The 23,360-nt window shown below is 72.2% G+C and carries 25 protein-coding genes; 9 read left to right on the top strand and 16 right to left on the bottom strand.

Annotated elements, in window-relative coordinates; translation table 11 throughout:
• Window positions 1-28: 28 nt before the first annotated feature.
• Both ACFXOZ_RS33030 and ACFXOZ_RS33025 read right to left on the bottom strand, forming a co-directional pair.
• On the bottom strand, window positions 29-1,024 hold the full coding sequence (locus ACFXOZ_RS33030) for a hypothetical protein (RefSeq protein ID WP_380525490.1): 996 nt from the start codon (window positions 1,022-1,024) through the stop codon (window positions 29-31).
• The gene (locus tag ACFXOZ_RS33025; protein ID WP_380593648.1) at window positions 1,021-1,146 is read right to left on the bottom strand and encodes a hypothetical protein; all 126 of its coding nucleotides are present in this window, start codon (window positions 1,144-1,146) and stop codon (window positions 1,021-1,023) included. The genes ACFXOZ_RS33030 and ACFXOZ_RS33025 overlap by 4 nt, the downstream gene beginning before the upstream one ends.
• A gap of 203 nt (window positions 1,147-1,349) precedes the next feature.
• Between ACFXOZ_RS33025 and ACFXOZ_RS33020 the strand changes: the two genes are divergently transcribed.
• The 3 genes from ACFXOZ_RS33020 (at window position 1,350) to ACFXOZ_RS33010 (ending at window position 5,355) form a co-directional block, all read left to right on the top strand.
• Complete coding sequence (locus ACFXOZ_RS33020; RefSeq protein ID WP_380525488.1) at window positions 1,350-1,538, top strand: hypothetical protein; 189 nt, start codon at window positions 1,350-1,352, stop codon at window positions 1,536-1,538.
• A 179-nt stretch (window positions 1,539-1,717) separates the two neighbouring features.
• The gene (locus tag ACFXOZ_RS33015; protein WP_380593647.1) at window positions 1,718-2,959 is read left to right on the top strand and encodes an endonuclease domain-containing protein; all 1,242 of its coding nucleotides are present in this window, start codon (window positions 1,718-1,720) and stop codon (window positions 2,957-2,959) included.
• Window positions 2,960-3,126: 167 nt separating this feature from the next.
• Window positions 3,127-5,355 carry a hypothetical protein gene (locus ACFXOZ_RS33010; RefSeq protein ID WP_380525486.1) on the top strand — a complete coding sequence of 743 codons (2,229 nt, stop codon included), beginning with the start codon at window positions 3,127-3,129 and terminating at the stop codon, window positions 5,353-5,355.
• Between the two features lie 397 nt (window positions 5,356-5,752).
• On the opposite strand, the gene ACFXOZ_RS33005 is transcribed toward ACFXOZ_RS33010, so the two are convergent.
• Window positions 5,753-6,457, bottom strand: coding sequence for a hypothetical protein (locus tag ACFXOZ_RS33005; protein ID WP_380593646.1), 705 nt, complete (start codon window positions 6,455-6,457; stop codon window positions 5,753-5,755).
• A gap of 79 nt (window positions 6,458-6,536) precedes the next feature.
• Here ACFXOZ_RS33005 and ACFXOZ_RS33000 point away from each other — a divergent pair, with 79 nt between their 5' ends.
• Together ACFXOZ_RS33000 and ACFXOZ_RS32995 are read left to right on the top strand one after the other, a co-directional pair.
• Window positions 6,537-7,187: a hypothetical protein gene (locus ACFXOZ_RS33000; RefSeq protein ID WP_380593645.1), complete on the top strand. Its 651-nt coding sequence runs from the start codon at window positions 6,537-6,539 to the stop codon at window positions 7,185-7,187.
• Window positions 7,188-7,381: 194 nt separating this feature from the next.
• Window positions 7,382-7,702, top strand: a complete 321-nt coding sequence (locus tag ACFXOZ_RS32995) for a hypothetical protein (protein ID WP_380525483.1) — start codon at window positions 7,382-7,384, stop codon at window positions 7,700-7,702.
• A gap of 7 nt (window positions 7,703-7,709) precedes the next feature.
• On the opposite strand, the gene ACFXOZ_RS32990 is transcribed toward ACFXOZ_RS32995, so the two are convergent.
• The 3 genes from ACFXOZ_RS32990 to ACFXOZ_RS32980 all read right to left on the bottom strand — a co-directional run bounded on the left by ACFXOZ_RS32990 (window position 7,710) and on the right by ACFXOZ_RS32980 (window position 11,007).
• A complete protein-coding gene (locus tag ACFXOZ_RS32990) occupies window positions 7,710-8,243 on the bottom strand; it encodes a hypothetical protein (RefSeq protein ID WP_380593644.1) in 534 nt (177 codons plus the stop codon).
• A gap of 143 nt (window positions 8,244-8,386) precedes the next feature.
• Window positions 8,387-9,175: a hypothetical protein gene (locus ACFXOZ_RS32985; protein ID WP_380525481.1), complete on the bottom strand. Its 789-nt coding sequence runs from the start codon at window positions 9,173-9,175 to the stop codon at window positions 8,387-8,389.
• Window positions 9,176-9,519: 344 nt separating this feature from the next.
• Entirely contained in the window at window positions 9,520-11,007 is a 1,488-nt protein-coding gene (locus tag ACFXOZ_RS32980; RefSeq protein WP_380593643.1) for a hypothetical protein, read from the bottom strand.
• A 415-nt stretch (window positions 11,008-11,422) separates the two neighbouring features.
• On the opposite strand from ACFXOZ_RS32980, the gene ACFXOZ_RS32975 reads away from it, so the two are divergent.
• Window positions 11,423-12,439 (top strand): hypothetical protein, encoded by a 1,017-nt coding sequence (locus ACFXOZ_RS32975; RefSeq protein WP_380593642.1) that lies wholly within the window; start codon window positions 11,423-11,425, stop codon window positions 12,437-12,439.
• A gap of 168 nt (window positions 12,440-12,607) precedes the next feature.
• Here ACFXOZ_RS32975 and ACFXOZ_RS32970 read toward each other — a convergent pair whose 3' ends face one another.
• Together ACFXOZ_RS32970 and ACFXOZ_RS32965 are read right to left on the bottom strand one after the other, a co-directional pair.
• Entirely contained in the window at window positions 12,608-12,814 is a 207-nt protein-coding gene (locus ACFXOZ_RS32970) for a hypothetical protein (protein ID WP_380525478.1), read from the bottom strand.
• Window positions 12,815-13,113: 299 nt separating this feature from the next.
• A complete protein-coding gene (locus ACFXOZ_RS32965) occupies window positions 13,114-13,746 on the bottom strand; it encodes a hypothetical protein (RefSeq protein ID WP_380593641.1) in 633 nt (210 codons plus the stop codon).
• On the opposite strand from ACFXOZ_RS32965, the gene ACFXOZ_RS32960 reads away from it, so the two are divergent.
• Window positions 13,747-14,331 carry a hypothetical protein gene (locus tag ACFXOZ_RS32960; RefSeq protein WP_380593640.1) on the top strand — a complete coding sequence of 195 codons (585 nt, stop codon included), beginning with the start codon at window positions 13,747-13,749 and terminating at the stop codon, window positions 14,329-14,331. It abuts the gene before it with no gap.
• A gap of 297 nt (window positions 14,332-14,628) precedes the next feature.
• On the opposite strand, the gene ACFXOZ_RS32955 is transcribed toward ACFXOZ_RS32960, so the two are convergent.
• The 8 genes from ACFXOZ_RS32955 to ACFXOZ_RS32920 form a co-directional block, all read right to left on the bottom strand.
• Window positions 14,629-14,952 (bottom strand): hypothetical protein, encoded by a 324-nt coding sequence (locus ACFXOZ_RS32955; protein WP_380593639.1) that lies wholly within the window; start codon window positions 14,950-14,952, stop codon window positions 14,629-14,631.
• 225 nt (window positions 14,953-15,177) lie between these two features.
• Window positions 15,178-16,788 carry a hypothetical protein gene (locus ACFXOZ_RS32950; protein ID WP_380593638.1) on the bottom strand — a complete coding sequence of 537 codons (1,611 nt, stop codon included), beginning with the start codon at window positions 16,786-16,788 and terminating at the stop codon, window positions 15,178-15,180.
• Between the two features lie 197 nt (window positions 16,789-16,985).
• Window positions 16,986-17,390 carry a hypothetical protein gene (locus ACFXOZ_RS32945; RefSeq protein WP_380593637.1) on the bottom strand — a complete coding sequence of 135 codons (405 nt, stop codon included), beginning with the start codon at window positions 17,388-17,390 and terminating at the stop codon, window positions 16,986-16,988.
• Window positions 17,387-17,623 carry a hypothetical protein gene (locus tag ACFXOZ_RS32940; protein WP_380593636.1) on the bottom strand — a complete coding sequence of 79 codons (237 nt, stop codon included), beginning with the start codon at window positions 17,621-17,623 and terminating at the stop codon, window positions 17,387-17,389. Before ACFXOZ_RS32940 ends, ACFXOZ_RS32945 begins: the two co-directional genes overlap by 4 nt.
• A gap of 74 nt (window positions 17,624-17,697) precedes the next feature.
• On the bottom strand, window positions 17,698-18,753 hold the full coding sequence (locus ACFXOZ_RS32935; RefSeq protein WP_380593635.1) for an NAD(P)H-dependent glycerol-3-phosphate dehydrogenase: 1,056 nt from the start codon (window positions 18,751-18,753) through the stop codon (window positions 17,698-17,700).
• A 62-nt stretch (window positions 18,754-18,815) separates the two neighbouring features.
• Window positions 18,816-19,178 carry a hypothetical protein gene (locus tag ACFXOZ_RS32930; RefSeq protein WP_380593634.1) on the bottom strand — a complete coding sequence of 121 codons (363 nt, stop codon included), beginning with the start codon at window positions 19,176-19,178 and terminating at the stop codon, window positions 18,816-18,818.
• Window positions 19,179-19,870: 692 nt separating this feature from the next.
• Window positions 19,871-20,026: a hypothetical protein gene (locus ACFXOZ_RS32925; RefSeq protein ID WP_380593633.1), complete on the bottom strand. Its 156-nt coding sequence runs from the start codon at window positions 20,024-20,026 to the stop codon at window positions 19,871-19,873.
• 156 nt (window positions 20,027-20,182) lie between these two features.
• Complete coding sequence (locus tag ACFXOZ_RS32920; protein ID WP_380593632.1) at window positions 20,183-20,680, bottom strand: PIG-L family deacetylase; 498 nt, start codon at window positions 20,678-20,680, stop codon at window positions 20,183-20,185.
• Between the two features lie 312 nt (window positions 20,681-20,992).
• Here ACFXOZ_RS32920 and ACFXOZ_RS32915 point away from each other — a divergent pair, with 312 nt between their 5' ends.
• Both ACFXOZ_RS32915 and ACFXOZ_RS32910 read left to right on the top strand, forming a co-directional pair.
• Window positions 20,993-21,727, top strand: a complete 735-nt coding sequence (locus tag ACFXOZ_RS32915) for an NUDIX domain-containing protein (protein ID WP_380593631.1) — start codon at window positions 20,993-20,995, stop codon at window positions 21,725-21,727.
• 243 nt (window positions 21,728-21,970) lie between these two features.
• Complete coding sequence (locus ACFXOZ_RS32910) at window positions 21,971-22,792, top strand: 2-keto-4-pentenoate hydratase (protein WP_380593630.1); 822 nt, start codon at window positions 21,971-21,973, stop codon at window positions 22,790-22,792.
• The last annotated feature ends 568 nt before the right edge of the window (window positions 22,793-23,360 follow it).

The following is a 23,360-nucleotide window of genomic DNA, read 5'->3' as shown; positions in this document are numbered from 1 at the left end:
GTGATGGTGGCTGGCGCCTCGCGACTTGTCAGAACCGGCTGCGCCGTACGACGGGCCGCACGGGCGGGCCCGCCTCGGTGCCCCGCAGTGCGAAGGCGGCGGTGCGGGTGCGTTCCAGCCAGCTCGCGACCTGGCGCAGCGTGGCGGGGTCGAGGTGGCGGGTGAGGTCGCGGACGGCCTGGTGGTCGTCGTCGGTGAGCGCGTGGAGGCCAGCGCGGTCGAGGGCGGTGTAGAGAGGCTGGGCCGCGGTGCCCGCGAGGCGGCGGTGGGCGGTGTCGGTGGTCTGGCGGGACTGGTGGGCTGCCTCGCGGGCGCAGGCGGCGACGTCCTGGCGGTGGCGCTCACGGCGCAGCGCGTGCTGGAGAGCGGTGTCGTGGTCGGGGTCGTAGCGCTCGGCCCCGGTCTCGGCGGTGTGGTCGCGCACGCGCTGCCACTCGGCGCAGACGGTGGCCGCGGCGGCGTAGGCGGCCTCGTCTCCGACGTCGGCGTACCGGTCGGCGGCGCGCTCGTCCTCCCGGGCCCGGTGCAGGGCCTGCTGGAGGTTCTCCAGGGGCATCCCGGCCGCTCGGCGGCGGACCCGGCTACGGGCGTCGCCGAACAACCCGTCCTCCTGATCGTCGTCCTCGTCCGTGGCACGGTCGGGGTGGTGGGGGTGCTGGGCGAGGGCAGCGTGCAGCGTGGCGCCTGCCTCCCACGCCTCGGCGTGGACGACGGGCTCCGGCAGGCCACCGCCGGGGCGGGTGCCGAGGACGATCCGGCCCTCGACCAGGGCAACCCATCCGTCCATGCCGTCGACGTCGCGCTCGGTCCAGCCGCGGGCCAGGTCGGCGCCCTGGTGGAGGGTGCGGATGCCGTCGTGGCCGCTCCAGCGCAGCCACATCGCGCCGCGCACCAACGGGGAGTCCAGGATCGGGCGGCCCAGGTCCCGGTCGGCGGGCGCGGGCCGGCTGCTGTACGGGGCCAGCTCCAGCCGTCCAGGGGCGGCGGGGTCGGTGTCGGTGGTGTAGGTGGTGCCGGTGGTCACGGCCGTTCCTCCTCGACGCGCACGATCCGGTACAGGCCGTCGCCGTAGAGGCGGCCGTGGCCGCTCTCCAGCTTTGCTTCGCTCTGCACTATCGAGAAGAACGCGAGGTTGTCCGATGCCATGTCCGTTCCCCCTACCGTGAGCCCGATACGGGCACCACTGTAGGTGCTCTCAGGACCTGACAACCGCCACTCCCCGCGCTACACAACTCCGATGGTGTGTCGCGGTATCTGACACATTTGTCGCGGTATCTCACACTCGGGCCAGTTACTCCGTACAGGTGGTGCCAGGTTCGGGGCCAGTGTCCGGTGGCACAGCCCCTGAAATGACGACTCCCACCCGGCACCGCCGTCGCGGCCCATCCGGACCTCCCGCCACTGCTCCAGGCCGGGAGGTCCGGCCGCTCGGCAACCCGTGCTGCCGGGCCTGGTCGAACGAGCACATCTCCCCCGGCGGCCTGGTGGTGCGCACCACCTGGCACGAGCCGGCCTGCGCGACCTGGGGCCGACGGTGACCCTGCGGGACGTGGCCCCCGTGCGCCACGGGGACCAGGGTGGTGCGCCGCGACGTCCACCTCGGCAGGGTGTGGTGACTGGAGGAGCGGTCCGCACCGGCGGCCGCCGCGCGGGAGATCTTCCCGTTGGCTCCGGCCACCCCGCAGGGTGTGTCAGAAGGTGCTGGCACCCTGCCACCGTGCTGATACCCCTCGCCGCCGCCCAGGCGACTGCTGCGTCCGTCCTCACCGCGCCCCCGCTGCACTTCGCCGCCGCGGGGCTCCACTCCGCCTTCGTCCGTGACACCGGCCACCTGTACCTGGGCGCCACGGCGCTGCCCGGCGTGAAGCGCAGCGGGGTGTGGCACGTCGACCAGGCCCTCCTCGATGAGGCCCTGCGGCAGCTCGCAGCAGTGGCGGCGGAACCTGGCCGGCTCGTCCCGTTGGGACTGCCCTGGACGGACCTCAACCGGAACTCCCGCTTCGACGACAACTGGCGCCTGGCCGTCCAGGGTGAACTCGTCGACCGCGCCGCACGTGCCCCCCGCCGCCCGTCCGCAGCCGACCTCCTCGACACCGGACTCGACCCCGCGGTGCACCGCCTGGCAGTCAAGGAGCTCAGCCGACTGCTCGGAGGTGTCCGGGAGCCCGACAGCCGTGACCCGCTTGTGGTGGCCGGAGTGGTCGTGATGGACGTGGTGCGCCGCCGGGCCGGCCGGTGGAGCATCCCTGAGGGGTGGGCGGACGTCCTTGACCGGTGGCGCACCGAGCACCTGGCGCTGCTCGCCCGTGCGCAGCGGTGCGCTGGGTGCGGCGCGGTGGAAGACCTGTCCTGGCCGACCGCGGCGGCCCGGGCCCGGCAGAACCGCGACTGGCGGTCGTCCGGCGCGGACGGCTGGATCACCCAGTGCCCGGCCTGCGCGGAGGGCGAGCACCGCTTGTACGGCGGTTCGATGCGGGGCGTGCGCTACACCAGCGAGCGGCGGCGGGCGACGCGCGCCGACAACTACCTCTGCGTGGTGTGCGGCCTGCGGCAGGCCGCCGTCTGGGACCACTGCCACGAACCGGCCCACGACTATGTGCGCGGGCCAGCGTGCGCGAGCTGCAACCAGGACGAACGCTCACAGAAGGGCATCTGGCGGACCTTCTGGAACCACGGCCCCGCGGTGCGGCACCTGCTGGAATGCAACGGCTGCCGCAGCTCCGCCACCCTTCCTCCCCGGCACCTGGCCGCGCTGGCCGCCGCGCGGCTGCGGACCACCGCGCGGCACACCCGGTGCTCTGCCGAGCCCTCGGCTGTGATCGAGCAACTGCCGGAGGACGGCCTCCTTGCCCGGTTGCACTGCGCCGCCCACCCCGGCCGAGAAGTCCGCTGGGAGACAACCGTCGACGCGGCGACCGTCGCCGGGTGGGTCGCTGACCTGGCAGCCGAGCACTCCTGATCAAAGATCGTTGTACGGGGCGGGTACTGACAGGCCGTCGCCGGCCGGCTCTTCTACGGGCTCCCTCACGCCGCCCCACAGCTGGCTGCGCTTCCGTGCGCGGTGTGGGGGCATCCCCCAGGCCGGGATACTGGTCACCTTGCCACCCTGTCGCGAGCGAGGCCTTGATGTCAGCCCAGCACGACCCCTACAGCGCACTCACCGACGAGGCCGAGTTCTACGACCTCCCCGGCGAGAGCCTGGAGAAGATCCTGCCGCCGTTCGAGGCCGGCCTGCTGATGGCCGCCGGGCGCGCCCTGGCCGTCCTCACCTACCGCGACGCAGCCGCGCACGGAGACACCCCGTTCGACCGCCACGCACCCGGCGCGGACGGCACCGTCCTCGCTCTGCTGCCCCCGGCATGCGACACCCAAGGGCGCGCCTTCCGAGCGGGTGCAGCACGGGCGCTGTGGGACCTGGCCGACGACATCGCCGGAGGCCTTGCGCCGGTACCGCGCTGCGGGGCCGAGAGCTGGGCGCTGGAGGTCATGCTGGAAGCCGCCCCGGCCCTCTTCGCGGCCAGCGACGACGAACTCGGCGCGCTGGGGGTCGCCGTGCCGCAGGCAGCCGAAGAGCGCTCCTACCGGCAGCCGTACTGGGAGGAGGCGTGGCAGCTGGTCGTCGACGACGCCAAGTACAGCATCCCCGAGGCCCGGTGCCCTGCCGACGGCGAGGACGCGGAGGAGGAAGAAGTTCCCGAGCCCGAGGGCGGCTGGGACGCACCGATCTACTGGTTCTCCCCGTACGGCATCGCCCACCCGCGCGGTGCCGACCGCGGGCACCCGGCCTGGGCGCAGGACCACCTGGACGGCGGCCTGCTTCTGGCCCCCGCGCCGCTGACCGTGAAGCGCGCGGCCGAACTGCTGCGGCTGGGCGAGGCCAAGCTGCGCCCGGAGGAGTCGGAGAAGGAGGACGAGCGGAGGCGGTACTTCGACCCGGAGGCGGACTGCGTGCTCACCCCGCTCGGCGCCCGGCTCCTGGCGGCCGCGGCCGACCAGCTCGCCGAGATGGGCTGGGAGGACCTGTTCGAGCACGGCGACCGCGTCTACGAGCGCTCCGAGGACGAGGACGACTGGCTGACCAACGAGTCGTTCCTGGCCTGCCTGCCGGCGGTGTGCGACGGCCACGGCGCAGCGTGGCGCATGGCCATGGTCCAGGCGGTCGAGAACCTGCGGGACGATCTGCGGGCCGGACGGGCGCCATCCGCGACGTGCACGGCGGAGGAGCTAGCGTTCCACCTGATCGTCGGTCAGGCGAGGGAACTGTTCGACTACCTCGACGACGAGGACTACGCCGCCGACTACGGCCTGCCCACCGCGGACCAGATCAGCATCCGGCACCGCGCGTTCGACCTGTACCTGGAGACCTACCTCCAGGACTGGGACGTGCTGATGCACTTCGACGAAGACCTCCAGCACGTCGCGGCCGATCCGGACCACCCGGCCAGCCAGCAGCTCGGAACCGGCGACCTGCGCCCGCGCGCGTGGTTCGTCCCCTTCAACAACGTCCGCCCCCGCCCGCCCCGCCCCCTGAGCCCGGAGATCCTGGAGCGGCTCGCCGCGGCAGACCCAACGGCCTTCTTCACCAGCACCGACATCTCCGCCGCAGCGGAAGCAGACCTCGACGCCGGGCTGCCGGACGGTCTGCGGCAGGAGTTCGAGACCTTCGTCGGCCTCGCCCAGCACCGGTTCTTCGACGAACCGTGCGCCATCGCGATGGCCGCATCGCTGGAGCGGCTGCTCACCGCCTTCTTCTCCACACCCTCCGTGGTGCCCGGGCGCATCTGGCCCATCAACTCCCGGGCGACGGCCCGCACCGCCGGCTGGCTCCTCGTCGACCACAACTTCCAACTGCGCGGGCAGACCAAGACCTGGCGCCTGAACTCCGACCGCACCGACCAAGACGCCCGGACCTGGGCCACCGACCTGCTCCTGGACTGCGCGAACTACATCCTGGCCAACTACCGCCGCCACCCGGCCGCCCTGCTGGGCGACCCCGAGAGCCCGCCTCCGCCCCCGCTCGACCCCGATCTCCCCGAGCTCCTGGAACAGCGGCTGAGCACGCTCAGCCGGGACTACACCGCCGCCGGAACCCTGCGTCACCGCATCGACCGGCTCAGCCTCACCCCGCAACAGCTCGCCCAGGCCGCTCTCCTGCCCGAACCCCTCGTCGCCTCCTGGCTCAACGGCGACGCGGCCCCCTCCCCCTCCCAACTCATGCGGTGCGCCCCGGTCCTACAGGTCTCCGAGGACGTCCTGCTCGATGCGCTCGCCGGCAAGCGCGCCACGGCGTACTGGCCGCTGCCGCAGCCGCCAGCGGACCGCCTCGGGCGTCCCGGCGCCCCCACGGACATCTGATTCCTCCTGCCGGAGGGTGGCGCGGCGGCTGCTCCCGGGGGACGGCCCCGGCTCCCCGGTGCAAAGAATCTTGAAAACGCCCGTGGGGTGTCCGGGGAGCAGCGACCTACAAGGGCGCGGTGGAAGCCCCTGCAACCGGGCGGCCGGGCGGGGCACCGGCCGGTATGACCTGAGGGAGTGGAAGCAGCCGGTGGCCGCCGGGTACCGGCTCCGCTCACGCTGCCCCGTTCACACAGTGAGGTCGACGGCAGGGACGGGCCGCACGCCGGCCAGGACGGCCGTGCCGTCGGTGGTCAGCTCCGCGCGCCCGTCCGGGCCGGAGGCGATCCAGCCGGAGGACGGCGATGGGAGAGCGGGGAGCCCGTACGGCGCTGATCGGGCCCGGCAGCGCGGCCCGTCACACCGCGGCGGTCTCCGGAGCCGGGGCGCTGTCGGGAAGCAAGGGGATGAACCCGCCCGGCAGGTCGAAGCCCTGTTCCCAGAACCAAATGTTCACCCGAGTACCTGCTTCGCCGAGGTGGTACTCCACCAGGGAAGCGGACACGCAATCCTGACGTTCCTTGATCTCCTGGCACTCCTTGCTCAGGAACCGGCTGGCCCAGGGCTGGCACCGCGCCTCCTCCGACAGCGAGACCTGCAAGGCGTCCAACGCCCGGAGTTGGTCCTCCAGCAGCACCAGGTGATGGCCAACCAGGGCGTGCACCGCCGCAGTGTCCTCCGGCTCGCCGCGCTGCCGGAGTTCCTCGACCTTCGGCGGCGGCATGGTCAGCCGGTCCCTGGCGTCGATGTAGGCAGCCACGGCCTGGCGGTACTTGGCGGGCACCTCGCGGAGTTCGCCGAACTCCGGTGCCCAGGAGGACTGGAAGAGGTCGACGTGCCAGCCTACGGTCGAGCCCCTCAACCGGTATTCGGGGTCGCCGATGCCGACCGTGTAGACGTCCGGGCCGACGCGACACCAGTGTCCGTCGTTCCCGAAGACCTCAGCAAGGGCTTCGTTGACCTCCGCCAAGTCGTCCCCCCAGGAGTGGACGAATTCCTGGGAGGCGGTCACGATCGGGCGCCCCTCGAAGGCAGGGCCTGGAAGAAGCGGGATGTCGGTCATGGTCTGGTCATCGGCCTACGGCATAGCGAGCTTGAACGTCACCGCGCTCCGGGGCCGACTGTCGGACGCTCCCCCTAGGATGAGGCAAGCGCCGTCCAGGCGGCACGCCTCCGCTGCCCAGCGGAGGAGTTGGCACGCCCACGGCACCGGTGGGCCCAGAGCCCGGTACAGCGTCACCACGGACTCCGACGGCGCCGAGGTGGCCAACAGCCATCTCGCGGAGGCCACTGCTCACGGGGTGCCCGAGAGCCGCCGCCCAGCCGGCCACACCCACCTGATCCGCGACAACTCCACGGTGTGGCTGACCCACCGAGGAGGCCGCCAGCTCACCGTCCTCGGGGACACCGCCCTCGCGCAGTTCGCGGTCTCCACCGACGGCCGGCGGCTCGCCGCCTGGCGCAGCGCCCGGGCCGAGGAGGACCGGAGGACGGCCGAGCTCACCGCCGTGCTGTACACCTCCTGGGGCCGAGCCCTGGTGGCCGAGCGTGAACAGCTGACCGGCCGGGTGGCCGGGCTGTGCGACGCGGACGACGCCCAGCGCGCCGCGGCCCACGCCGATCCCGGCGGCGATCCCGGCCACTACTACCGCCACCTCCAGCCCGCGAACGAGCAGGCCATCGAGGCCGCGCGCAGCGCGGTCGAGGCCTTCGACGCCGACCACCCCGAGATCGTGGCGGCGCTGGCCGACAAGGGGGACGCCGACGTACTCCGCTTCCTGGACAGCGACTGACTCCCCGTCTCACCGGCACCGTCGGCCGCTGCCGTGCCCCGCATCGGTCAGGTCCCGGGACGGCCGACGGGGTCCGACAGCGGTCGCCGGTGGTAGATCTGGGCTGTCCGGGTGATCTTGGCGAACCGGGGCGCAGTCCGCCGGGTTGGGCAGGGCACCTGCCGCCCGTCTGGCAGCAGACCCTGGGAGGGACAATGCGTCACCTGAGCCGTACCGCCGTCGCCGCGACCGTCGTTCTGGCCGTCCTATTCGGCACCAGCGTGGCCGCGCAGGCGGCCGCCAGCCGCCGCGAGATGACCCGTAACGTGGACGGGTGCTTCGCGTACTCGTACGACCCGGGTTGGTGGTCGACCACGGTCTACTACCACAACCGCTGCGACGACGCCCATTGGATCAAGATCGTCTGGAAGTGGAGCGGCCTCAAGGCGTCCCGGATCCACGTCGAGGGCGACGGCAAGGGCCACGAGGAGCGGCGCAGCGAGCCGGCCGAGGTCTACGACGACGGTCGCGCCTGACCGCTGCTCAGCCGGCTACGGCCGGGCGGAACGTCGGCTGATCAGGGTCGGCCCAGTCGACTTCGCGGACACTGTCGCGTGCCCAGGCCCGCCAACCGTGGATGCTCACGTCGAAGTACCCGGTGAGGGCGACCGTGAGCACCTTCGACGGACGGCGCTGGTCGTCCCGCTCCAGGACGGCGGTCACCGGCAGGCCGTCGATCACGGCGTGCCCGGCGTGGACGACCTGGGTCATCCAGCCCGCCGGGGTGTCCATCTGGAAGTAGGGCGGGTCGCCGGACTCGCTCTTCCACGTGAAGATGACGCCCGGCTCGGACCATGCCTTGCCGGTCACGACCAGCGCGGTGGGCACCGGCGGGACGGCGCTCGGATCGTGGCCGGGGAGGGCTGAGCGCCGCCAGGACTTGGCGTACACCTCCACGAGACCGTCCTCGCGCATCCCGGCCAGGCAGGCTTCGAACAGCCTGGTGATCCTGGCGGTCACGGCCTCACCGATGGCCTGGCGTGCCTGGCCGGCCGTCATGACTACCGCTCGCCCCACCGCGGTCTCCTTCCCGTCCCCGGCGTCCGGCCGGCTCCGTGCTCACCGTAGCGAGCCGGGCGCGGCCGCCGCGGGGGATCACCCGAACGAGCGGCGCGCACCGACAGGCCGGGCGGGGTGGCCTGCCCGCCTGGGCCTGGCGGTCAGGGCCTGGTGCGCCGGGCGGCCTGCCACTGGGCGCAGAGGGCGTCCAGCTCCTTCCGCAGGGCGGCCAGGCGCTGCTCGGGAATGCCCCAGCAGGTCCCGAAAACCAGATAGGGGCTGGTGAGGAAGGGCACGAAGCCGACCTTCGCCCAGGTCTCCTCCAGGCGCTTGCTGGCGTGCTTGAACTGGTCGAAGGTCAGGTCGTCGGTCGTGATCGGGGCGGGGTGGAGAAGGACGGCGCCGCAGCCGCCGTTGAGGCGGTCGATCGCCTCGGCGGCCAGGATCGGCCCGAGGCCGAAGCCGCGCCACGGCCCGGTGAGCTCGGCGTGGTCGAGGACCAGGAGGTCGCTGCCGCCGATGACCATGTCGGCCAGGTCGGTGAACTCCTTGCTGTAGTCGTTCCTCTCCTCGTTGAAGATCGCTTCGGCGATTTCGTAGAGGCCTTGGGTCTCCTCTTCCATCGCCCAGAATGGGTTCATGCCGGCGCCCCAGCGGATCCGGTAGAAGACGAACTCACCGACCAGGAGCCGATGCGGGCAGCCGTCGTCGTCCGCGGTGGCGGCGCTGGCCTGCTGCACGCCCGCCCGGCGGTCGACGCAGGCGGCGCATGCCGGGGTGGGCTCCAGGCCGAAGTGCTCGCCGATCCGGGCGCTGACGGTCCAGCGCTCGATCGTGCGGTCGTGGGCGTGGCTGCGCAGCGGCGTTTCCAGCTGGTAGGTGAGGCCGATGGCGGAGGGGCTGGCGGGCAGCTCGGTGATGGGTCGCCGGGCGGCCGCGGTGGTGGTCACGCCGTCGAGCGTAGTGAGCGCGGTGACGGCACGGCGGGGATTCCGCCTGGTCTGCGACTGTGCCGCCCGTCCGGGTGATTTATCCCTTGCGTACACGTACGCGGAGAAAGGTGTATTTGCCCCACCCTGTTGCCGACCTGCTCGCCGAAGCCGAGCCCGTTCGCCGGGCCGCAATCGGCTGTCCCCGGTCGGATGACACCGTCGACCCAGCGGCGCAGCAGGCCCAGCGTCGTCTCGCCGCGCAACCGACGCTCCGTCACCCCGATCTGGCCGGTGCGGTGACGGAGCCCGGCCCCGCTTGACGGGGACTGCCCTGTTGTCGGCCTTTGCCCGACAACAGGGCTTTAGAGCATGTCCGCGGCCGCGTTCTCCGAGGCCGGCTCGCCCGGGTAGCCATCGCGGAGAACCCGGTCGACCTCGTCGGCCAGGGCCCTCGGGTCCTGCCAGGACGCCTTGGCCTCCTGCGTGTCCCACGGATAGGTCCCGTCCCCGGAGCAGCCCGTGCGCGCCGTGTTGGCGGACGTGCCGCCCGGCAGCAGCCAGAAGCTGTCGCCTGCCCGGCGCTCGGCGGCCCAGGCGGACGCCGCCTCGGACAAGACGACCTGGACGCCGGTGGCCTCCTCGGCCCCGATGGTCCAGCCCCTGGCCCGGAGCTGCGCGGCGACGAGGGCGTAGTTGTCCCCGGCCTCGAAGTGCGGACCTTCGGCGACGGCCGGGTACGGCGGCTTCCAGGGTCCGCCGCGCTGCTGCATGAGGGCACGCTCGCTGTCCGACAGGCCGTACCACCGGCACCGGGCCTCGCGTCGCCCGGCGTCGGTGAGCCGCAGGTGCGCCCGGGCATCGTAGGCCTTGCCGTTGACGAGGCCTTCGATCATCGCTGTCCCTGACCCGTTGACCAGGTCGAACCAGAAGTAGCCGTCCTCCTTGCGAACCAGCCGCCAACCTTCGGGCCACGTCGCCGGCACCAGCCCCCACATGTCCGCGGTGGCCGCCTCCTGAACCTCGACGCCCAGCAGGCGGAGGGTCTGGGTGGTCTCGCCCTGCCCGGTGATCCACTTCGGGAGCAGGTGGGCATCCATGAACTGCTGGAATACCTGCTCTTGCCTATTTTTCAGGTCCGACACCGTGTCACCTTCGGGATCGTAGACGGCCAGAGGCGCGAACACCGCCGAATTCCTGTTGTCTCGTCCCCTGACCCGACTGTTCCGCACATGGAATACGCCGCCGACCGCCAGAAACGACCACAGAATAATGCCCCAAGTCGCGATGATTCCAGCCAAAAGCAGCAGAAACGCGAGGATGCCCGCGACGACTCGTACGGGGAAGAGCAGGTGCCCGTCCGCCACCACGCCCAGGCCCAGGCCGAGGCCCGCGATGCTGGCCGCGTCGGCTGCCAGCGCCGCCGTCAGAGCGGTGACCGCCAGCCCCAGCATCGACTCGGTGTTGAACAGCGGTCGGCGCAGCTCCAGCGCGCTCCAGTGGCCCCAGCGGCAACGGCGGCAGGTGCAACGGCGCCGACCGCCCAGATGGGGGTCGTCGGCGCCGAAGACGGCGGCGACGGACAGATATACCGCAAAGGCGGCAAGAACAAGCGCGAAGAGCGCGGGGAGAATCGGATAGAGATCGGAAACCCTCAGCACAAGTCCGAAAGCACCCTTTCCCGGCAGAGCTTCGGCATGCCATTCAGAGAGGGCGAATGCGACGGTACTGCTGAGAGCCGCCAGCAGCACTACGCCGGTTCCGACTACAAGAGACTGACTGACCGATACCGGAACAAAAAGGTCGCGGCGCCAGGCAAACGAGACCCAGCGATTACGCTCATCGGCGACCACAGCGCTCCCTCGGATTTCGGCTGCGCCCAGCATGCCAGGCGTCCCACTACCGACTCAACGCGGCCGCGACTGCCGGACCGGCAGCCAGCACCGCTCGCCGGGCCGCTGGTCGAACACTCAGATGACTCGCGACGGGACCATGGCCCGAGCCGCACCCGAGCGCGAGTCAGCGGTGCTGCCGTCGTCCGCCAGCGCAGTGCCCGTGCGCCAGGCCGACCTGCTGGTGGTTAAGCGGGAGCCGCGAGGCCCGACGTTTGAGCGGGCACGCAACAACTCCCACCCTGGCGGTCGCCCGGCGCTGCTACGCTGCCCGGACCGCCGCTCGCTGCCTGATGTGCCTTCGCCGACCAACCGCCGCCGACAGCAGCGGCCCAGGGACGGCCTGCTGCGGGCACGGCGATCCGGAGGGGTGGGCATGCCGTTCGTGCAAAGGCTGCTGGGGGCACTGCCCGACCGCGAGCCGCTCCCCCGACCTCGCGCGGGGCAGACGGGACGAGCGATCGCCTGGTCCTTCGCCGGCCCCTTCGCCCTCTCCTACATGGCGATCACCATCGGGGCGGCCTGGCCCGGAGCACAGGCAGCCGCCTCCGGCGCCGCCCCGAGCCAGGGCACCAGTACCGCCGCCGCCATGCTCTGGGCATCCACCCTGTGGCTGTGGCTGTCCCTGCCCGCATGGCTGACAGTGGGCATCGCGGAACGGGCGCCATCGGTAGGACTTCCCCGGTTGTCCGCGCGGCAGCTGCTGTCCGCCTCCTGCTCGGTGTTCTGCCTGGCGGAGGCCCCGACGTTCATCGTGCAGGTCCTGTTCGAACTCGCCCGAACCCACTCCCCCGCCCTCGCCTCATACTCCGGTGGCAGCGGGGGAAGCACGCTCCTGGGCGAGTCGGTCTCCTCCGTGGCGGCCGGCATCAGCGAGGAGACCGTCGTCCTGGTCCTGCCCCTCCTGGCGGCCTGGCGGATCGGCGAGGTAGTCACGGACGCCCGGCTGCGCCGCTTCGGCCTGGCCGGGCTCGTCGTCGTCCTGACGGCGGCGCGGCTGTCCTACCACCTGGAGTACGGCCTGGCCGCGATCCCCCTCGTGCCGTGGGCGGTCGTCAGCGTGCTGCTGTACCGCCGCTCGCGCGCGGTGCTGCCCCTGATGGCCGCTCACGCGGGCTTCGACATCGTGCTGGCCTTGGTCAACCGGGTCGCTGCCCGAGAGGGCTTCGCCGCGTCGGTGGCGGCGTTCGCCGCTGTGACCGCGGTCGCGCTCACCACCGCGCTGGGGCTGTCCGGTCGAGGCAGCCGGAGCATCGCCCCGGCCCCAGGCCTTGCGTCCCGAGCGGGTTCACCAGAACGACGCTCACGGCCGGACCCCGCTGCTGCCCGACCCGAACCAGCTCGCGAAGTGCGTCGTCGCTCGGGTGCTGGGCCAGCAGCCCCTCGGCGTTGATCGTCAGAGCTACCCGGGCTTCCGGGTAGCTCTGACGCCGTGCTTCCGCGCCTCAATCTCCCCCGGCCACCCGAGCTTCGGCAACGTGCTGCCGAAGCTCACGAAGGCCCTTGCCGGACGGCGCGCCGCCGGGTGCCCGAAGGCCGACTTCGGGCACCCGGCCTGCCGTCAGTCCGCCGTCTCCGTCCGCTCCTCCAGGAGCCCGTCGATCAGCTTGCTCGCGGCCACCTTGGAGAGGTTGCTGATCTGGCCGACACCGCGCTCGCGCTGGGTGAGCCAGGGCTTGGCCCAGCTGCCCAGCCACTCGTCACCGATGCCGGTTTCGCGGATCAGCAGCCGCAGGTACCCCAGCTGCTTGCTGGTGATGTTGTCCATGAACGCGCGCTCCTCAGGGATTTGGGCAGCGAGACGGCACGCCCGTCTCGCGATGGTGCCCGGTGCCCACGGCCCGGGAGTGGCCCCTCATCCGCCGACGGTGACGATGGTGCGATGGTGCCCCGGTTCGTGCTGGGGAGAAGTCCGTCCGAGGGGTGCTGGACGGCGCGAGGTCCAGCACCCGCACAGCGTAGACCGGCCCACCGACAACGCCGCCCGAACCCGCGCAACGGGCAGGCCCGAGGCCGCGACGGTCTCGCGGACGGATCCGGTACGGACACCGCCTCGGGAGCCCCCGTCTACCCGGCCGCACCGGGCGAAGCCGGAATCGCCCGGCGGACGAGAGCCACCGTGCCCTCCGGACTGAGCCGGCGCCCGTGGCACCCGACGGCCGCACTGACCATGATCAGGAGGTGCATGATCGCCGTCCGGCGCAGCTCGGTCGTGTTCGCGGCCCACACCTCGCCAACGGCACCCCGGCCCCGCACCTGGTAGGCGAGCTTGAGCATCAGGACCAGGGCGACATCGAGATCGGGTTGGGCGGTTCGAGCGGTGAGACGCAGCCGGTCGGCGGCCTTGTCCGCCGGCAGCCCGTAGGCGGGCCGCGCGGCAAGCGGAGCGAGCAGCAGGCAGGCGTCCTTCCAGATCGCCTCGTCCCCTTGCGCCTCCAGCTGGGCGATCAGCCAGTGGCCCGCCTCCGGGCGGGCGTCGAGACGGCGCCCCCTACCGCCATGTCGACGAGGTCCTTCAGGTGGAGGCTGGTGCTGCTCATCCTGGGACCGTACCTCGGCCTGGCTGTTCGGCGACCGCTCTCGACGGCGGCCTGGATCGCTCTGGCCCGGCCGGTTGTCGCTGCCGCTCCATAGAATCCGGTTACCGGCCGGCTGGTGGCGGGTACGTCCTGGGCTCTCCAGGTATTCGAGGGAGATCACGTGGTCCTGCCGGGACTTGCCATCACCTTGGGGTGGCTCTTCGTCGTCGCCTGCGTTGCTGTTGCCGTGGCACGGGCCCGCGGTGGTCGGATGTGGGAGTTCTCCCCCAGCCCGGTCGAGAAGATCATGTGGTTCGCGGTCGTCCTCGTGACCGGGTGGATGCTCCCCTACATCTACGCCAACGCGGGCATCACCAGGGGCATCGTGTCGTGGTGGCTGGGACTCTGCCACGCGGCCCTGGTACTCGTCGGCCTCCTGACGATCGGGCGCCTCATGTCCCGGATCCAACGGGGCATGCGGTCGGACGCGCTGCTCACCGAGTTCATCACCGAGGTCATGCCGGTGGTGGTCACCGCTCAGCGGCGCTCCGGGACGCGGGGGGCTCCGCTTGTCGAGGCGGCCCGAGATGCCCTGCGGGAGGGCCAGGGCCGCAGAGCACTGCGCGACCTTGTCGAGGTACGGGTGCTGGTTGAGGACGCGGACCTTGCTGAGCACGCGGGGTGGGCGAAGGTCAGCGAGCAGATCGCCTACTGGGAGAGGTGCTACCTCCAGCGGCATCCGGACCGAGAAGGCGGCCGTCGGTAGGAGGTCCCGAGGTCCGATCCGGGCCCTGAGCCGAAGTGCCTGGCAGACTCGCGATCATGACTGAACGTCGCCCGCTGTGGCAGCCCTTCTCCGATCCCGCGGCAGGACTCCCGGAGAGGGACGAAGATCGGGACCGCCAGCTCGCACCGGTGGACTGCTCTCCGTTCCAGGAGGCAACGCCCGTTCCTCCGCGGCCTGTGCCGGTTCCCGGAACCCGCCGACCGCTCGGTCCCGGCGGCCGGCAGTTCTCCGCCCCTGTCCCGCCCGGAACCACGTCCGACGGATCGTCGCCCGCAGTCAGGCGCAGTGCGGCGCCCAGTTCGCGACGTAGCGGGTGACGACCTGCGGTAGGAAGTCCGCGTAGTACCCGGGTTCGGTGGCGTCCGCCCCGGAGTGGATGACCGGGAGTTGGTCTAACTCGGCAGTGGTGCCGCGCTCAGCCCCGGCCTCCACTATGGCCTTGTGGTGCTCGTGTGCCAAGCTGGCTGGGATCGGCGGCGGCAGGAAGTGCCCGCCGACGTTGCCGAACTCGCCTTGCGTGACGCACCACACCGTCATGTCCTCGGGGGCGGCGGGCACCCCGACCTCCTCCACCAGTTCCTGGGCCGCATGCCGTGGCAACGCCCCGAGGTCGAGCACCCCCGTTCCTCGGACGACAGCAGCGCGCAGGGCGCGAAGGGCTCAACAGCGGAGTCGGTTACTGGATCATCGTGTTGGACCTGGGCGCCTCCTTCTGGGGAGGGCAGTTGAGGGAACGGCGCCACGAGTTGCTGGGATGTTCGTACCGTTCGGAAGGCCTGCGTGCCGGACAGGGCGGAGTGCGTGATCGAGGGGCAACCGGGCGGGTCAGTTGGTCATGGTGTTGGTGAGGTGGGCCCCGATGTACCCGACGACCAGTTGGGCGGGGATCCTCTGGGTCTTGGCGTCAAGGAAGTGGATCCGTGGGGCGCGACCGCCGTTGTCGAGTTTCAGGTGGGGTTTCATCTGCGCCCATCCGGACGGATCGACGTCTCTGGGCACGGGGAAGCGCCGCTCCTCGCCCCAGCGGCCCATCGTCGTGCGCGATTCGTTCATGCCGAGTTGTTTGTGTGACCATCCCGCGGTGCCGGGGATGCCTGCCGAGCAGAATTGGTAGAAATTGCCCCGGAAGTCGCTGCTGAGCGCGTACGAGTTGAGAGCGCGCAGGCCGTTCCACGCTTTTGCTGCCCAGACCCGGGCCCGTTCGGACTCGTCCAGGGCTAGGGCCTTGGCCTGATCCGCCGTGACGAGAACGCCGGGGAGCTCGCGCAGGCGGCCCCAGAGCTCCTCGAAGGACTGCGGCACTCCTGCCTGCTCCTCGACGACCACTGCGTCCTCGTGGCGGCCGACGGTGCGAAGGCGGGCCCGCAGGAGCTCGACCTCCGAGTGAAGGCGGGCGACGTCGTCCAGTGCCCGAAGGCCGTCCTCGACGTCGCGCAGCCCGGTGGCGGTTGCGTCCTCCAGCTGCTCCTGGAGAGCCGCGATCGTCCGGGTGGCCAGGTCGGCGTTGCGGCTCGCCTCGCGGAGGTCCACGTCGGCTTGGGCCAGCAGCTCGGTGAGCAGCCCGATTTCCGCCCTGAGGGACGCGTTGTCGGTTGCGCTTCGATCGGCGGTCAGGGCGGCTTGCCGGTCGGCTTGGTGGGCCACCGAGACGTCGGGGAAGGCCAGGTGCTGCAGAGGCGCCGGAAGGACGGTGTCGCTGGCGGCCTGCTGGACGCGCCTGGCGATGCCGCGCCACGAGGAGTCACCGGGGTCGCTCATGCGGGCGTAGGAGATGAAGCGGTGGCGGGCGGCGTCCGGCACCCAGGCGGGGTCGACCCCGGGCAGGAAGGTTCGCACCGCCCCGCAGGACACCCGATGGTGCTCCCCTACATGCTCGCGGAACGCTTTGACGGAGGCGACGTCGCGCAGCAGGTACAGCGAGGCGGCACCCGCGCAGTTCGGCATGGTCTCGCGCATCCGGCTCGACCAGAGACTGTCCGGGCGCAGCGGTCGGGCGGCGACGATGACCGGCAGCTGCCGGTCGGGGTCGCACAGGACGTGCAGGAGCGGTTCGACGTCGGTGTCGACTTCCTGGGCGTGAAGGGTGAGTCGGGCGAGCCCGTCATGTGGGCGTAGGGCGGTGACGAGTTCGCGGACCAGTCGAGGGCGCCCGGGGACCACGGTGTGTCCGGGGTTGGCGAAGGCCTCCAGGAGAACGGAGACCGCGGAGGATGTGTGGTCCGGTGCTGTGGCGGTGACGGTGGTGCGCCACGTGGCGTTGCCCTGCTCCTCGCGGAGCTGGAGCCTGATCGACTGCTCGGTGCCGGCGCTGTCGTAGATGACCTGGGTGGTGAGGGTTGCGTTCTGGGTCAGGCGGTGGTGCCCGGAAGCCGTGGGGGCCATGCCGTACTTGGTGGTCAGCCACTCGGCGGTGATCCGCCGAACGGTGGGGAGCACGAGCCGGGGGTCGGGAAGGGCGAATGCGGAGCGTAGTGTTCTCGATACAGAAGTCAACGTCGCTTCCCGGCAGGGGCTGTGGGCGCGTGCCCAAGGCATGCTAGGCGAGTAGGGCCGGTCGGGGAGCGGCGGTTCACCCGAATAGGGGAAATGCAGGGAAGTGTTCGCCCGGTCTTGAGTCCGCGCCGTACGGGGGACTACTTCCCGGGGCGGCCGAGCTGACGGACGTTCCAGCCCGCGTGGCACCAGCGGTCGGGGTCGACGATGGTGCAGGGGGTTGACTTGGCGGCACTCGGGCCACTCGGTGGCCAGGGCAACCAGGTCGGCGCCGGTGAGGGCGGCGTGCAGGTCGTGGCGTGGGTAGCGTTGCGGCGCCAGTCGACAGCGGTCTGCAGCGCGTCGGCGGGGGTTCGTCCGGTGACCACGATCGCGGCGGAGGCGGCCACGGTGATGTCCGATTCCGCTTGGTTGGGCATTCCGCGGAGCACGGCGGTGGCACGGCGGAGATCGGCGCCGAGGTCTCGCTGGATGCCCTGCGCGCCGGCGCGGATCGGGGTGACGGGGGAGGCCTTGGTGTGGTCCACGGGGAGGTTGCTGGTCACGGGGCTTCTCCTGTCCGGGGGCCTGCGGGGGGCGGTCGGGGCGCTGCAGTTCTGGCAGAGGGTGGAGCGGGGCCCGGGTGCTGGTGGGGCAGGATGATGATGGTGAAGGTGGCGCGGCAGAACATCCGCCAGCGCAGCAGGCGGCCGGGCCGGTTGGTGAACCCGTTGGCCATCCAGGCCGCCAGGGCGGGGGCCACGGTGATCTGGGCAGCGGACAGCACGGACGTGTGCATGACGATGAGCCTCCGGGGTGGGAGGGCGAAGGTGGCAGGGGCGGCCCGGCGCCGACGCGGCGGGGCCGCCGAGGTCAGCGCTCGGGCCGGGGAGGGCGCTGCATCAGCGCGGTGGCGGCCTCGTCGAGCGTGATCTTCTCGTTCAGCAGGGCGGTCATCACGTTGGTGATCGGCATCTCGACGCCGTGGGCGTGGGCCAGGGCGAGGATCGCCTCCGCGCTCTTGACGCCCTCGGTGGTCTGCCGGGTGGCTGCCGTCGCCTCCGCAACGCTCATGCCGCGGCCGAGGTGGACGCCGAAGGTGCGGTTGCGCGACAGCGGGGAGGAGCAGGTGGCCACCAGGTCGCCGACGCCGGACAGGCCTGCGAGGGTGGCCGGGTGGGCGCCCATGGCCTCGGCCAGGCGGGTGGCCTCCGCGAGGCCCCGGGTGATGAGCATGGCCGTGGAGTTGTGGCCCAGGCCCATGCCCGAGGCAATGCCGACCGTCAGGGCGATGACGTTCTTCACCGCTCCGCCCAGTTCGCAGCCGGTCACGTCGGTGCTGGTGTAGGGCCGGAAGCCCGGGGTGTGGCAGGCCCGCTGGAAGCGGTGTGCGGCGTCCTCGTCCGGGCAGGCGATGGTCGCGGCGGCGGGCTGGCCGGCCATGATCTCGGCAGCCAGGTTCGGGCCGGACAGCACCGCGACCCGGTAAGCCGGGACGCCGGTGACCTGGCTGATGACCTGACTCGCCCGCAGTCCGGTGCCGACCTCGATGCCCTTCATCAACGACACGATCACCGTGTCCGGCCCGATGTGCGGCGCCCACGCGGCGAGGCTGGTCCGCAGCGACTGCGCGGGGATGGACAGCACCAGGAAGTCCTCGCCGGCCAGCGCGGCGGCCGGGTCGGTCGTCGCCGTCACCGAGGCGGGCAGCTCGGTGTCCGGGAAGTAGCCCGGGTTGCGGTGAGTGGTGTTGATCGCGTCGGCGATCTCGCCTCGGCGGGCGTGCACGGTGACGTCCGTACCGGCATCGGCCAGGACCTTGGCGATCGCGGTGCCCCAGGACCCGGCCGAGAACACCGCCGCGCGGACAGAGTGCTCGGTCACAGCGGGACCCCTTCTTCGGCTGTTCGCTCGGACTGCGGACCTCATGGCACGGGCCCCACTCGCATCCTCGGTCGCCGCCTAACACCTCGGTGACCGTCTGGCGGCGCTCACTTGGCCACCCCCGGGCCAACGGCGAGGCCAGTGGCCACGATGGCCGCCAGGGTGGCCAACGGGAAGACGGCCATGGCCGTCCACATGGCCGTCGTGGCACCGTCGTAGCCGTCGGCGCCCACCACGGCACCGAACCCGAGCGCGAGCGTGGCCAGCGGCCACATCCCGACCCTGGAGCCGAGCGCGACCAGCAGCATCACCGAGAGCAGACCGACGACGGCCGCGCCGGCGGGGAGCGCAACCCACCCCCAGGCCATGGTCCCGGAGTAGCCGCCGAGCACGGCCACGTGGTGGAGAGAGCGCAGGGACGGGGCCAGCGTCAGGGCACCAAGGGCTGCGGCCCCGTAAGCGCAGGCCATCCAGCCGACCCGAGGCCGGTCATGCCGCGTGCGGGGATTCACGGGGATTTGCTCCGATCATGAGTTTCGGGATCGCTTCGGATGTCAGGCGGTGGGCGATCAGGCCCTTCCCCTCGGCATCGACCACTCCGGCGTGATCAAGATGCCGACACCCAGCCTGACCGGGACGGGAACACCGAAACCCGGGACAACACGCCGTTACATCGGCTACAGAGAGCTACCGATGCAGGGACCCGGTCACGCCAGACACCGTGGTCGCCAGGACGCCGGGCCACCGCGGCCCGGCTGCTCCAACGCCCCGGACTTCGTACTCCGCGACGGCGGCCGTCGGGCTCCGGGTCGGGGTGAAGGTGGTGCTGTGCGCACCCCGGAGGCCTCCGCACGCCCTCTACCGTCCGATGCCGGGGCGGGTGAGGATGAGCGGTTGAGCGTGTCCCGTACGCGACCGAAGGGGAAACGCCGTGGGAGACCATTCGAAGCGGCGCCGGACCCCGGACCGTCGGGCCCTCACGGTCACCGTCACGGCGTAGTCCCGCGCGACGTCGGCAGTCGGCAGCGGCACCGTGGAGAACGGCGGCCCCGGACCCGAACCCCCGAGCGGGCCGGGGAGCCGCACCAACACTGTTGGCCCGTTCGGATGTTCAGGAGGAGCCGGCCCCGTGTGCGGTAGCTGGCAGGGCCGCCGCTCTGTTTCAGGCCGCGCCCGAGATGACGGTGTTGGCCGCGTGCAGGCCTGCGGGGCTTCCGCAGTCGTAGTAGGCCCCCAGGATCGGCTGGACCAGCAGGTCGTGGTCGTGGGCGAAGGCGGTGATGGCGTCGGTGTGGCCTGGCCCGCAGTTCGCCGTCATCCGCGGGCCGGACGGCGGCAAAGTACGGCAGTGCGGTCGCCGGGAGCAGGGTCCTGCTGATGTTGACGTGCGCGGTGCCGTGCTCGCGGTCGCCGGGGTTCCAGGCCCGCACCGAGTCCATCAGGGGATGCTCGCCGGCGTGGGGGCGGTGCTGGATCACGCCGTAGCGCAGCGGGCGGTCGGAGGGTTGGACGGCGACGGCGACCGCGCCTGCGGTGTGGGCGCCTCGGCGGGCGTTGACGAGGTCTGCCAGGTCCGATCCCTGGTCCAGGCGCAGGAGGAGGTCGTCGCCGGAGGCGAGGAGGAAGTCGTCACCGCCGATCCACTCGGCGGCGCACAGCGGGGGCAGGGCGGTGCCGTAGTGGCCGGTGCCGTAGTGGCCGGTGCCGCGCGGCTGCTCGATGACGAGACGGTGATGCCGGTGTCCTGGTAGCAGGCCCGTAGTTCTGCCAGCCGCTGGACGGTGGTCAGGGTGATTCCGGCGGCTTGGTCGGCGACGGACACGCCGTTGGCTCCGTGGGTGGCGACGATAACGGTGACGGAAGCGCCCGCGTCGCTCCAGCCGCGCAGCGTGCCGTAGAACACCAGCAGGTCGTCATCCGGATGGGCGACGACGGCCGCCACGCGGGCGCTGCCGGTCAGGGTGATCGACATGGTCACTTCCCTCTTGAGTCGCCGGAGGGCTCGTCGTACCGGGCGGTGTACGGCTCTGGCGGCCGGGTGCCATCACACCGCCCGGTCCGGGTGGAGCGGGAGGGCCGACGAGGGGGCCGACGGACGGCGCGGGGGCCCACGCGGCGCCGGCCCGCCCCGGTGCCCGGCGAGGTGGCCCGGGGCGGTGGGGACCGTGGGACGCAGGTCGCCGCACGAGGCGGACCCGCCGCGGCGGGCGGGCAACCTAGCAGAGGGCGTGGCGGTCGCGCAGACGATGCCGGGAGGGCCCGCCCGGTCTGCCACGATGGCCGGGTGAGCAACGTTGAGTTCCTCGACGCTAGGACCCTGCGCCTGGAGCAGACGGCCGTTCCCCCGTTGTCGCCGGAGGAACTGGCGGCCATGGACCGCTTCTGGGACGAGGCGGTCGCCCGGCAGCCGGCGCTGTTCGACGGCCCGGCGGTGGCCTGCGTCGGAGTCGAGACACAGGCCGACGGCGCTCTGCTGCTGTCGTGGGCGGCGGCGACCTACCGCCACCGCGCGCTTCGCCGGGTCGAGGGCTGCTCCTGGTTCCCCGCTTCGATCTTCGTCACCGTGCTGCAGCCGGTGGAGGACGGCGGGCTGATCGTCGGCCGGAGCTCCGACCTCACCGCGTCTGCGGGACGGTGGGGGCTGCCCGGGGGTTCGGCGGAGCCGCCGGCCGACGGCGAGCGTCTCGACGTGGCGGCGTTGCGGCGGCACGCCGCGCGGGAGTTGCTGGAGGAGACCGGTGTCGGCTGCGATCCCGAGGACATGACGGCCTGGGGCGTGACCCGCGGCGAGCACGGCAACGTCGGCGTGCACTTCCTGGCGCCGGAGGTCCCGGCCGCCCTGGCGCTCAAGCACCACGAGGCGCTGGCGCACGAGGAGCGCGCCCGCGGTGTCGGTCCCGAGCTGGACCGGCTCGCGGTCGTGCGCAGCGTGCAGGACGTGAGCGACCTCGGGCACGCCGCGGACTTCCTGCCGCTGGTCGTCTCCCGCTACGTCGGCGGCGAACCCACCGGAGCCTGACCGCCCCGCCTCCCGGGCGGCCGGGTCCGGAAGCGCGTCGGCCCCGCCGTCGGTCCGTCGGCCCCCTCGTGAGCCCTGCCGCGGGCGGTGGCCGCCGAGCTGTGATGGTCACCGGTGCAGAACTGCTGCACCAGGACCTCACACCTGGGGGACTCCATGTCCGTACGCTCCCGAGGCCCTGCCGCTCCGCCGCCCGGTGCCCCGCGCCGCCCTGCCGGCGGCAGGTCCGCCAACCGGCCGCCGATGCCGCCGGACCTGCCCGATCTCGGTGCCGCCCTCACCGGCCAGGGGCCGGGCGGTGAGGTGGCGCCGTGGATCGAGCAGGAAGCCCTCGCCCTGTGGCAGGCCGAGCGCGCCGCCGTCCCCGTGACCTCGCTGACCGCCCGCCGCCCGGACGTGGACCTGGTGGACGCCTACCGGATCCAGCGGGCCGGGGCCGCGCTGCGGATCGTGGCCGGGCCCCGGCCGATCGGCCACAAGGTCGGCCTCACCTCCGAGGCGATGCGCCGGCAGGTGGGCATCGCCGAACCGGACTCCGGCGTCCTCCTCGACTACATGGCCGTCCCCAGCGGCGGCACGGTCGACACCGCCGCCCTGGTGTCCCCGCTCATCGAGAGCGAGTTCGCGTTCCGCCTCGGCGAGGACCTGGCCGGTGAGGCGGTCGACGTCGCCGCCGCGCGCGCGGCGGTGTCCGAGGCGATGGTCGCGCTGGAGATCATCGACACCCGCTACCGGGGCCGGCAGCTCGCGCTGGCGGACAGCGTCGCGGACAACGCGGCGTGCGCGCGGATCGTCACCGGGCCCGTCGTACCCTTCCGCCCCGGCCTCCACCTGCCCGAGCGCCTGCTGAGTCTGCGGAGCGGCGGCGCCCCAGCCGCCTCGGGGACGGGCCCGAGGTCCTCGGCGACCCGCTCGCGGCCGTGGCGTGGCTGGCCCGGCGCCTGGCCGCGTTCGGCACCGGACTCAAGGCGGGCGACATCGTGCTGTTCGGTTCCGTGCACCAGGCCGTCCCGCTGCGCCCCGGCATGCTCGTCGAAGCCGGCTGCGCCGTCCTGCCCCCGGTGAGCGCCCGCGCCCTCTGAGCGCCGCCCCGCTCGGCACCGCCCGTCGGGGCGGCCGCCGTCCTTCACAGACCACCCCTGACGGGAGGACTTCGCCATGAACCAACCGGGAGAGCTGCCCAGGGCCGCCGTCCCCGATCTTCGGCCCAGGCGACGGCGGGCCGCAACGAGGAGAATCCGGTGTGGAAGCAGCCCGCGGCAACCGGCTGGCGCCGCGCCACCCCGGTGCCGTCGCCCGAGCGGGTGATGAGGTGGGGGTTCGCTGGCGGCGGCAGCCCGCGCTGTGGGGTAGTGGGCGGGTACGTATCAGGAGGACGGCGACCGGCCGTCGGGGCCATCGTGCTCACCTTGCTGACGGCTTCGCCCGCGCGGCACCCGCAAGCCCCGGCTGGAGCTCTCGTGATCCCGTCGCCACCAGTGTGCTCAGCAACTCGATGAGCGCAGTCGTGCACGCAGAACGCGACGTCCGGCACGTCCGCTGCACTCAGTCCGCGGTCCTGTGGCGCGCAGCCACAAGTGCCAGGGGGTGGAGTCCTGACCGAACGTCGGCGGCCGGCGCGGGGGTCCCGTGC

It is taken from the genome of Kitasatospora sp. NPDC059160 (assembly GCF_042755465.1).
Lineage (GTDB): Bacteria > Actinomycetota > Actinomycetes > Streptomycetales > Streptomycetaceae > Kitasatospora.
The sequence above is the reverse complement of the archived record's forward strand: the minus strand, read 5'-3'. Positions and strand labels throughout refer to the sequence as shown.

Excerpts from the sequence above, each read along its gene's own strand:
- ACFXOZ_RS33010 (WP_380525486.1), top strand. The coding sequence starts at position 3,127 with ATGTCAGCCCAGCACGACCCCTACAGCGCACTCACCGACGAGGCCGAG.
- ACFXOZ_RS32920 (WP_380593632.1), bottom strand. The coding sequence starts at position 20,680 with ATGTCGATCACCCTGACCGGCAGCGCCCGCGTGGCGGCCGTCGTCGCC.
- ACFXOZ_RS32930 (WP_380593634.1), bottom strand. The coding sequence starts at position 19,178 with ATGGCCTGCGCTTACGGGGCCGCAGCCCTTGGTGCCCTGACGCTGGCC.
- ACFXOZ_RS33025 (WP_380593648.1), bottom strand. The coding sequence starts at position 1,146 with ATGGCATCGGACAACCTCGCGTTCTTCTCGATAGTGCAGAGCGAAGCA.
- ACFXOZ_RS33020 (WP_380525488.1), top strand. The coding sequence starts at position 1,350 with ATGACGACTCCCACCCGGCACCGCCGTCGCGGCCCATCCGGACCTCCC.
- ACFXOZ_RS32940 (WP_380593636.1), bottom strand. The coding sequence starts at position 17,623 with ATGCACACGTCCGTGCTGTCCGCTGCCCAGATCACCGTGGCCCCCGCC.
- ACFXOZ_RS32975 (WP_380593642.1), top strand. The coding sequence starts at position 11,423 with ATGCCGTTCGTGCAAAGGCTGCTGGGGGCACTGCCCGACCGCGAGCCG.
- ACFXOZ_RS32925 (WP_380593633.1), bottom strand. The coding sequence starts at position 20,026 with ATGACGGCGAACTGCGGGCCAGGCCACACCGACGCCATCACCGCCTTC.
- ACFXOZ_RS33000 (WP_380593645.1), top strand. The coding sequence starts at position 6,537 with ATGAGGCAAGCGCCGTCCAGGCGGCACGCCTCCGCTGCCCAGCGGAGG.
- ACFXOZ_RS32995 (WP_380525483.1), top strand. The coding sequence starts at position 7,382 with ATGCGTCACCTGAGCCGTACCGCCGTCGCCGCGACCGTCGTTCTGGCC.
- ACFXOZ_RS32935 (WP_380593635.1), bottom strand. The coding sequence starts at position 18,753 with ATGAGGTCCGCAGTCCGAGCGAACAGCCGAAGAAGGGGTCCCGCTGTG.
- ACFXOZ_RS32970 (WP_380525478.1), bottom strand. The coding sequence starts at position 12,814 with ATGGACAACATCACCAGCAAGCAGCTGGGGTACCTGCGGCTGCTGATC.
- ACFXOZ_RS33005 (WP_380593646.1), bottom strand. The coding sequence starts at position 6,457 with ATGACCGACATCCCGCTTCTTCCAGGCCCTGCCTTCGAGGGGCGCCCG.
- ACFXOZ_RS32910 (WP_380593630.1), top strand. The coding sequence starts at position 21,971 with ATGCCGCCGGACCTGCCCGATCTCGGTGCCGCCCTCACCGGCCAGGGG.